We start from the raw sequence: 1,243 nt of genomic DNA, 5'->3' as shown, positions 1-1,243 counted from the left end.
AACCCCAAATACCCCGCAGGATCGCATCCAGATCAGCAAAGCCTATTCCATTCAACAACATAGACAGATGGGTGTTATGAAACAGGATTGTAGTCGGCGCGCCACAGGGCGATGGCTACGCGCGCCTGAGCCAGCGAGGTAAACAGCGTCTCGTTGAGCAGTTCATCGCGCAGTCGGCCGTTGAAGCTCTCGATGAAGCCATTCTGCATCGGCTTGCCGGGCGCAATGTAATGCCATTCGACGCGGTTCTGATCCGCCCAGGCGAGGATGGCGTTCGAGGTGAACTCGCTGCCATTGTCGCTGACGATCATCCTCGGCCGGCCGCGCTCGGTGATGAGCCGGTCCAATTCGCGGGCAACCCGCATGCCCGAGAGAGACGTATCAACGATGAGTGCCAAGGCACTCTCTCGTGCAGTCGTCGACGACGGCCAGGATGCGGAAGCGGCGCCCGTCGGTGAGCTGGTCCGATACGAAGTCAAGCGACCAGCGCTCGTCGGGCCACAGCGGCACCAGCATTGGCGCCCTGGTCCCGATCGCCCGCTTGCGGCCGCCACGGCGGCGAACGGCGAGCTTCTCCTCCCGATAGAGCCGAAACAGCTTCTTGTGGTTCACGACCAGGCCCTCCCGCCTCAGCATCACGAGAAGACGCCGGTAGCCGAACCGGCGACGCTTCTGCGCGATCGCCTTCATCCGCTCGCGAACCTCGCGGTCGTCCGGCCTGCTGGTCTCGTAGCGAAGCGTCATGCGGCAACAGCCGATGGCTTTACACGCCCGCCGTTCGCTCATCCCGAAGCCTTCCTTCAGGCGAGCGACAGCTTTCCGCTTGGCCGCGGGCGTCACCACTTCTTTCCCACGAGATCCTTCAGCGCGGCATTGTCGAGCATGGCGTCGGCCAGAAGCCGCTTCAGCCGCGTGTTCTCGTCCTCCGGCGCCTTCAATCGCCGAGCCTCGGAGACATCCATCCCGCCGAAGCGGGCCTTCCAGTTGTAGATCGAAGCATCGCTGACCCCGTGCTTGCGGCACAGATCGGCAACCGATACCCCGGCCTCATGTTCCTTCAAAATTCCGATGATCTGCTTCTATATTCGGTGTCCTCCAGTCAAGGCGTCACGTTCGATGCAGGTTCTTTGCTTCTGTTCGCGGTCGGCGTGCGGCGCGACAATGAAGGTGCGAGCGTTGCGTCAATCAAGATGAGAATGCTGGCGGGTTGGATCGCAGGGAGGGCGTAGCCCGACTGGAGTTT

At 61.9% G+C, this 1,243-nt stretch carries 1 pseudogene; it reads right to left on the bottom strand.

Annotation, left to right across the window (positions count from 1 at the left end):
* Positions 1–86: 86 nt before the first annotated feature.
* Positions 87–1,073: pseudogene (locus BLS48_RS34660) on the bottom strand (IS3 family transposase); the annotation flags it as partial.
* Between the last annotated feature and the right edge of the window lie 170 nt (positions 1,074–1,243).

Source organism: Mesorhizobium qingshengii (genome assembly GCF_900103325.1).
Lineage (GTDB): Bacteria > Pseudomonadota > Alphaproteobacteria > Rhizobiales > Rhizobiaceae > Mesorhizobium > Mesorhizobium qingshengii.
This window is presented reverse-complemented; position numbering and strand designations above follow the sequence as displayed.